The organism is Limosilactobacillus reuteri (assembly GCF_013694365.1).
In the GTDB taxonomy this organism is placed as follows: Bacteria; Bacillota; Bacilli; order Lactobacillales; family Lactobacillaceae; genus Limosilactobacillus; species Limosilactobacillus reuteri_E.
Window position 1 is genome coordinate 65,489 of record NZ_CP059275.1, and the last position, 7,169, is coordinate 72,657.

Genomic DNA, 7,169 nt, shown 5'->3' on the forward strand with positions numbered 1-7,169 from the left:
TAATTCCCAGCCTCTTTATGTATCAAAATTATACCATAGGACAAACCGAATTCGTACTAAACTATAACTATGATTTACCACAAAATCATATTGCGCGGCTAATTAGTGATTTTGTCGACTCGATTCCACAAAATGTGCTATTAGAAGATTCAGGAGCGGCTACCGGCCGCCCTTCATCGCATCCAGCAATTATGCTTAAGATTCTCTTGTTTGCCTACGCACGTCAAACTTATTCTGGAAGAAAGATTGAAATGATGTTGGATGAGAACCTGCCAATGCGTTGGTTAGCCCATGATTATACTTATAGCTACCATACCATCAATAACTTTCGACGCAGTCAGTACGCTAGTAAGCTAATTAAACATGCCTTTGTCTACTTTACCATGGCTTTGAAAGATCACGGACTAATTCAAAATGATGCAGTTTTTATCGATGGGACCAAGGTAGAAGCCGATGCCAATAAATATTCATTTACTTGGCGGCGGGCGGTTGAAAAGTATCACGCTAAGTTAAGAGAAAAGACGAGTAAGCTTTATGGGGAACTAGTAGAAAAACAAGTGGTGCAAGAAATGGCACCCGAGCTGGTTACTTCTGCCGAAGGCATGGAAGTAATGAAACAAGAGCTTGCGGAGAAAATCATTAAGTTAGATGAATAGATGAATCGGGAGTTGAAGCCCGGCTATAACCTGCAAATCGCTACACATAAGCAATTTGTCCTTGATTACGGGCTGTTTTCAAATCCAACTGACACCAGGACCTTAGTGCCATCCCTTACCCAGTTTCATGCTTTAGATTTCTTTAAGCATATCGTTGCCGATGCCGGTTATGGTAGTGAGTACAATTATACAATGATTCTTGATCGGTTTGAAAAGCGGCCGGTTATCCCATACACCACCTATCAAAAGGAACAGAAACGTAAATTTAAAAACGATCCAACTAAATCACAAAATTGGCAGTATAATGCCGAGGATGATTACTACATCGATCATTTAGGAGTCCGTTTTAGCTTTTATCGTTATAGTAAGCGAACCGATAAATATGGTTTCGAACGTGGTTTCAAACTCTATCGAGCGGATAAGCACCAACTGTCAGTGCAATTGGATGAGTTGGCAAAAACACCAGGTGGTCGTCAACGCTATATGAAGGTTAACCCAACCTGGAATTATTACAAGGCTAAAGTTAAAGATGCCCTCTCAAGTGACGAAGGCAAGGCAATTTATCGTCGACGGAAGTTCGACGTTGAGCCAGTCTTTGGTCACATGAAGAGGGATTTTGGCATACGCCGAACTCATCTCCGTGGCCAAGGGGCTGTGGAAAATGACATTGGGGCTAGCCCTGGTGGCATTAAATCTAACGAAACTTGGCCAATCAATTAGATGATTACATTTGATGAACAACAACGTGTTTTTCACTTAAAAAATAAAGAAATTTCCTATTTATTTTCAATAGAAGAGGGAAATATCCTCAGTCACCTTTATTTTGGACCGGCAATTCGTAACTACCATGATGAACGCCGATATCCACGAGTTGATCGTGGATTTTCAGGGAACCTTCCTGGATCGATGGACCGAACTTACTCTAAAGATGATTTGTTGCAGGAGTATTCGGGAAACAATACCGGAGACTATCGTGTGCCTGCAATTATTATCAAAACAGAAAATGGTTCACGACTGACTGATTTCCGTTACAAGTCTTATAAGATTTTACCGGGGAAGCCCAAACTAGCTGGGTTACCTGCATCTTATGTTAAAAGTGATAAAGAAGCAGAAACATTGGAAGTTACTTTGGTTGATGAAACAATCGGTGCACAACTTATTCTTTCATACACTATCTATAACGAACGGCCGGTTATTACACGGAATGCGCGGTTAGTAAACACAAGCAATCAAGAATTACGAATTGAAAAGATTGCCTCAATGCAACTGGATTTAACTAAACATGATTATGACGTTATCTCCGTTCCAGGCCAATACGCTCTTGAACGACAACCTGAACGACAAGAATTACGTCGGGGAATAACAGAATTTTCTAGCCGTCGAAATTCTAGTTCTCATCATATGAATCCGTTTGTGGCCTTGGTTGACAAGAACACCGATGAATTTCAGGGAAATGCTTTGGGAGTGCTCCTTGTCTACTCAGGTAATCACCAGTTTACCTTGGAAAAAGATCAGATCGACCAGATTCGCTTAATAACTGGAATTAATGATTATAACTTTGAATGGGTTCTTGAACCGGGAAAAGATTTTCAGACACCTGAAGCAATCATGGGCTTTAGTCAGCGTGGCTTAAATGGGATGTCACAAGTATTCCATAAGTTATTACGAGACCGGGTTGCTCGCGGTAAGTATCAATATGCAGACCGACCAATTGTTATTAATAACTGGGAAGCGACCTTCTTTGACTTTGATGATAAGAAGTTAGACCAAATTATTGATGAAGCAAAGCCATTGGGAATTGAAATGTTTGTTCTTGATGACGGCTGGTTTGGCCACCGGAATGATGATAATTCATCGCTTGGTGATTGGTTTGTTAACCAGGATAAGCTTACTGGTGGATTAAAGCGGGTAGCAGACCGGACCCACGAGCATTGCATGAAATTTGGTCTCTGGTTTGAGCCAGAAATGATTTCAGTTGACTCTAAGTTATATAAGGAACATCCAGACTATGCCTTACATGAACCAAACCGTGGAATGACACTTTCTCGTAATCAATTAGTGCTAGACTTTAGCCGTAAAGAAGTCGTTGATAATATTTACAATCAAATGTGCTTAATTTTAGATAAGGTGCCACTTGACTATATTAAATGGGACTTCAACCGTAATCTTACTGAGGTCTTCTCTAGCGCAGCGGATGCAGAACATCAAGGAGAAGTTAGCCACCGTTATGTTTTAGGTTTATATGACTTAATGGAGCGGTTAGTTACCCGTTATCCTAATATCTTGTTTGAAGGCTGTTCTGGCGGTGGTGGCCGCTTTGATGCTGGTATTCTTTACTACATGCCGCAAAGTTGGCCATCAGATGATACAGACGCGGTTGAACGTTTAAAGATTCAATACGGAACATCTTTAACTTATCCAATCTCATCTATGACGGCGCATGTATCGGTTTCACCTAACCAGCAAACTGGCCGTTCTACCAGTTTTAAGATGCGGGGCGATGTTGCCATGAGTGGGGTCTTTGGATATGAACTTGACTTAGCAGATTTGACTGAAGAGGATCGGCAAATGGTAAAGGAACAGATCAAATTTTATAAGGCTCACCGCCACTTAATTCAATATGGTGACTTTATTCGCTTAGAAAGTCCTTTTGATAGCAATACAGTCGCCTGGGAATTTGTCAGTCCGGATAAGTCAGAAGCACTGCTATTTATGTTTAAGCAGTTGCATACTAACCGTTTTGAAATTAATAATACCAAGATGGCAGGGCTTGATCCAACAATTGATTATCATGATGAAATGACTGATAAGACTTATGGTGGAGATGAATTGATGAATGTCGGTTTGTTCCGTGACCCGACTCGTACGGGGGACTTCACTTCCGAAGTGCATTACTTTAAAGGTAAATAAATGACTGGTATCAGAAAAATAGCACGTGAGGCTGGTGTATCTCCTGCCAGCGTTTCACGTGTCTTAAGCAATGATTCATCTTTTTCAGTAGGTGAACAAACAAGAGCACGAATTAAAAAAGTAGCAGCAAAGTATAATTACCATCCCCACCTAAACAGGACCGTTACTCCGCCGCCAACTCCTCGTTCAATTCTAGTGCTTACAACTCATTCGCTCGAGACAGAAGCTCATGACCCTTATTTCATTCAAGTCCATGATGGAATTATTCAGGAAGCTTCCAAGCAAAACATTCAAATCAAAGCTTTTGTTCGTTTTCCCAATAAAGCCTTTCAATTTACTGACGCTCAAAAATATGATGGCGTAATTGTTGCCGGAGTTTTTACGCAAGAATTCTACGCTAATTTAGCTAAAAACAATCCCCATATCGTTTTAATTGACGACTATCGATATCTCCCCGCTTACGATATTATCCGTAATTCGTATTTTGAAGCCACTCAGATCGTTCTTGATCAGTTACTAGAAAATGGACTTAATAAAATCGCCTTTATCGGTGGAAATATTCATCCCATGAATAATAATGGCGAAACGACAGACTCGTATCAAGATATTCGAGCTAAGGCCTATTTGATGTGGACAAGACTTCATAATATTTCTCCATTGATTGTCCTTAATGGGTGGACTCCTAAAGATGGCTTTGACAGCATGAATACTCTTTTGAAAGATAATTTTCAGGCCGCCTTAATAGCTAGTGACCAACTAACTATCGGCGCATATCGAGCCCTGAAGCAACACCAGCTTAAAGTTCCTCAAGACCTTCAAATTATTAGCTATAATGATTCGGATATTGCTGAATATTTAGTTCCGTCTCTTTCATCAATCAATCCAGCGAGTTTTTTAATGGGGACAATAGCAGTTCAAAGACTAGTCCACCGTCTGAATAATCCAAATGAAATCCCTATTCATATTAATTTGCCTGCCAAAGCCACTTGGCGCGAAAGTTCAGAAATTAATTTGAATTAGATGTTATTAGGAAGTATTGAAGCTGGCGGTACTAAGTTTGTCTGTGCTGTCGGTGACGAAAATTTTAATGAAATTGATAAAAAAATCATCCCTACAACCACCCCCGAAGAAACTTTAGGGGCTTCAATTGAATTTTTTAAGCAGTACCCTGAACTAGCTGCACTTTCAATTGCCAGTTTTGGACCAATTGATACTAATCCGGCTAGTGAAAAGTACGGTTATATTACTGATACTCCTAAAGTTAAGTGGCAAAATTGCAATTTTGTCGGCACAATGACTGACGCCCTCAATATTCCCGTCTACTGGACAACGGACGTCAATGGTTCGGTTTACGGTGAATATGTCAATTTAAAAGATAAGTATGATAATCCGGCCTTGGTTTACTATACCCTTGGAACTGGCGTGGGTGCTGGAGCAATTCAAAATGGCCGCTTTATTGGTGGAATTAGTACCCCTGAAATGGGCCACGTTCGCTTACAACGCCACCCAGCTGATCTAAACTTTACTGGTATCTGCCCTTACCACCACGATTGCTTGGAAGGATTGGTAGCTGGACCAACTTTCAAGGCGCGGCTCGGTATTAGCGGCGAAGATGTTCCTGATAATCACCCTGTTTGGGATATCATGGCATATTACGTTGCACAAGCGGCAGTTCAGGTAACTGCCATTTTGCGGCCACAAAAAATTATCTTCGGTGGAAGTGTTTCGCGCCCAGCCTTTCTTGAACGGGTTCGGAAGCAATTTGCAATGTTATGGAATGATTATCTTCCAGTTGGATCGCTCGATGAATATATTGTCAACCCTTCTGTTCCAGGAAATGGCTCTGCTACTCTCGGTAATTTTGCATTGGCTAAACACTTAATCGAAACAAATAAATAAATGAAGGAAATCGTTCAAGAAGTAGTTAATACCGGGTTTAATGGAATCCTCTTAATTGCTGCCAACCCAGTCGATATCTTGACATATGCTGTTCAAAAAATTTCTGGTTTTCCAGCACATAAAGTAATTGGATCAGGAACCTCTCTTGATTCGGCACGCTTAAGAGTAGCGATTGGTAAAAAGCTAGCTATTAATCCCCGAGATGTTCATGTTGATATGTTAGCAGAGCACGGTGATTCAGAATTTGCTGCTTATTCTTGTGGGACAATCGGTGGAACGCCTTTAATGGATTATGTTTTAGCTAATGGGCTAACAAAGCAAGAATTGTTAAAACTAGAAGAACAAGTACGTAATAAGGATTATGAGATTATTAACCGGAAAGGCGCAACATATTATGGAGTAGCGACTTCTTTGGCAAGAATAACAAAAGCAATTTTGTATGACCAAAGTACAGTATTACCCGTAAGTGCATATTTAGATGGTGAATATGGAGAAAAAGATATTTACCTCGGGACACCGGCTGTAATTGATAAAGACGGTATTCAAAGGGTAATAGAATTACCATTAGATTCGCGTGAACAAGAGGCTTTAATTAATTCAGCATCAGTTTTGCGTGAAACGACAGCCAATGGAATGACTAAAGCGGGTCTATTGAACTATCTTTGGAAATAAGTGCCCAGCTCAGTTTTGATTGGTGCGCTTTCTGGTTTTTTGTATCATGATCGAAAAAGTTATTTTAAGGTAATGACGCCGTGGCATGGTTTTATTGTGGGGATTTTGATGGAAAGTATTCAAATGCTTTTTATCTTACTATTCGGTCCCACGGGATGGGTCTTAGTTAAATATATTGCCCTGCCAATGATCTTGGTTAATTCACTGGGGACATCGATTTTCTTATCAATCATTTCAATGTACCTTCACCAAGAGGAAGAACTGCGCGCTATGCAAACTCATTCTGTCTTGCAATTAACAAATGAAACCTTGCCTTATTTTCGTCAAGGATTAAATAAAAGCTCAGCGCAACAAGTAGTCAAAATTATTAAAAAATATACTAATTTTGATGCAGTGAGTATCACTGACAGACAACGAATACTGGCGCATATTGGGGCTGGTGATGATCACCATATTCCAGGAAATAGGTTAGAAACTTCTTTATCCAGTAATGTGATCAAAACGGGCCAAATAAAGATCGCAAATAATAGTAAAATGATTGGTTGTATCGATCCCAATTGTCCTTTAGAAGCAGCGATTGTTGCTCCTCTGCGAATTGGGAATGAAGTTATCGGCACGTTAATGATCGATGGCATTTAAATGATATATTTAACAATTTTAATGGCTGAGCGCGTTGGTTTAATTATTATTCTAGCGTTTTTGCTGGTTAGTGTACCCCTATTTCGCCGCCTATTATTTAATCAAACCATTAGTGCCAAAATTCAGCTAACGATTCTTTTTTCTATTTTTGCTATTATGGCTAATATGACGGGAATAGAAATTGACGCAAATAACCAGTTGCATAATAAAATTATTCTTACGGCCATTTCAACAAATGACTCGATTGTCAATGTCCGAATTTTGGCTGTTTCAGTTGCTGGAATTATTGGTGGGCCATGGGTTGGTAGTTTAGTAGGATTAGTAGCGGGGGTCCATCGGATTATTCAAGTGCACCCCTGCAAGGTTGGTTTTATGTGCCCAGCTCAGTTTTGA

General features: G+C 40.1%; 3 protein-coding genes and 4 pseudogenes. All 7 read left to right on the top strand.

Going from position 1 to position 7,169, the window contains the following annotated elements:
* The first annotated feature begins 17 nt into the window (after positions 1-17).
* Positions 18-1,380 (top strand): annotated as a pseudogene (locus HHK02_RS13250) (IS1182 family transposase).
* The gene (locus HHK02_RS00395; protein ID WP_181462546.1) at positions 1,377-3,566 is read left to right on the top strand and encodes an alpha-galactosidase; all 2,190 of its coding nucleotides are present in this window, start codon (positions 1,377-1,379) and stop codon (positions 3,564-3,566) included. Before HHK02_RS13250 ends, HHK02_RS00395 begins: the two are co-directional and overlap by 4 nt.
* A complete protein-coding gene (locus HHK02_RS00400; RefSeq protein WP_085650099.1) occupies positions 3,567-4,586 on the top strand; it encodes a LacI family DNA-binding transcriptional regulator in 1,020 nt (339 codons plus the stop codon).
* A complete protein-coding gene (gene scrK, locus HHK02_RS00405; RefSeq protein WP_019253600.1) occupies positions 4,587-5,465 on the top strand; it encodes a fructokinase ScrK in 879 nt (292 codons plus the stop codon).
* Positions 5,466-6,137: pseudogene (locus HHK02_RS00410) on the top strand (lactate/malate family dehydrogenase); the annotation flags it as partial.
* A pseudogene (locus tag HHK02_RS00415) lies at positions 6,138-6,758 on the top strand (LytS/YhcK type 5TM receptor domain-containing protein); the annotation flags it as partial.
* Positions 6,759-6,776: 18 nt separating this feature from the next.
* A pseudogene (locus tag HHK02_RS00420) lies at positions 6,777-7,168 on the top strand (LytS/YhcK type 5TM receptor domain-containing protein); the annotation flags it as partial.
* Position 7,169: the final 1 nt, after the last annotated feature.

Excerpts from the sequence above, each read along its gene's own strand:
- HHK02_RS00395 (WP_181462546.1), top strand. The coding sequence starts at position 1,377 with ATGATTACATTTGATGAACAACAACGTGTTTTTCACTTAAAAAATAAA.
- HHK02_RS00400 (WP_085650099.1), top strand. The coding sequence starts at position 3,567 with ATGACTGGTATCAGAAAAATAGCACGTGAGGCTGGTGTATCTCCTGCC.
- scrK (WP_019253600.1), top strand. The coding sequence starts at position 4,587 with ATGTTATTAGGAAGTATTGAAGCTGGCGGTACTAAGTTTGTCTGTGCT.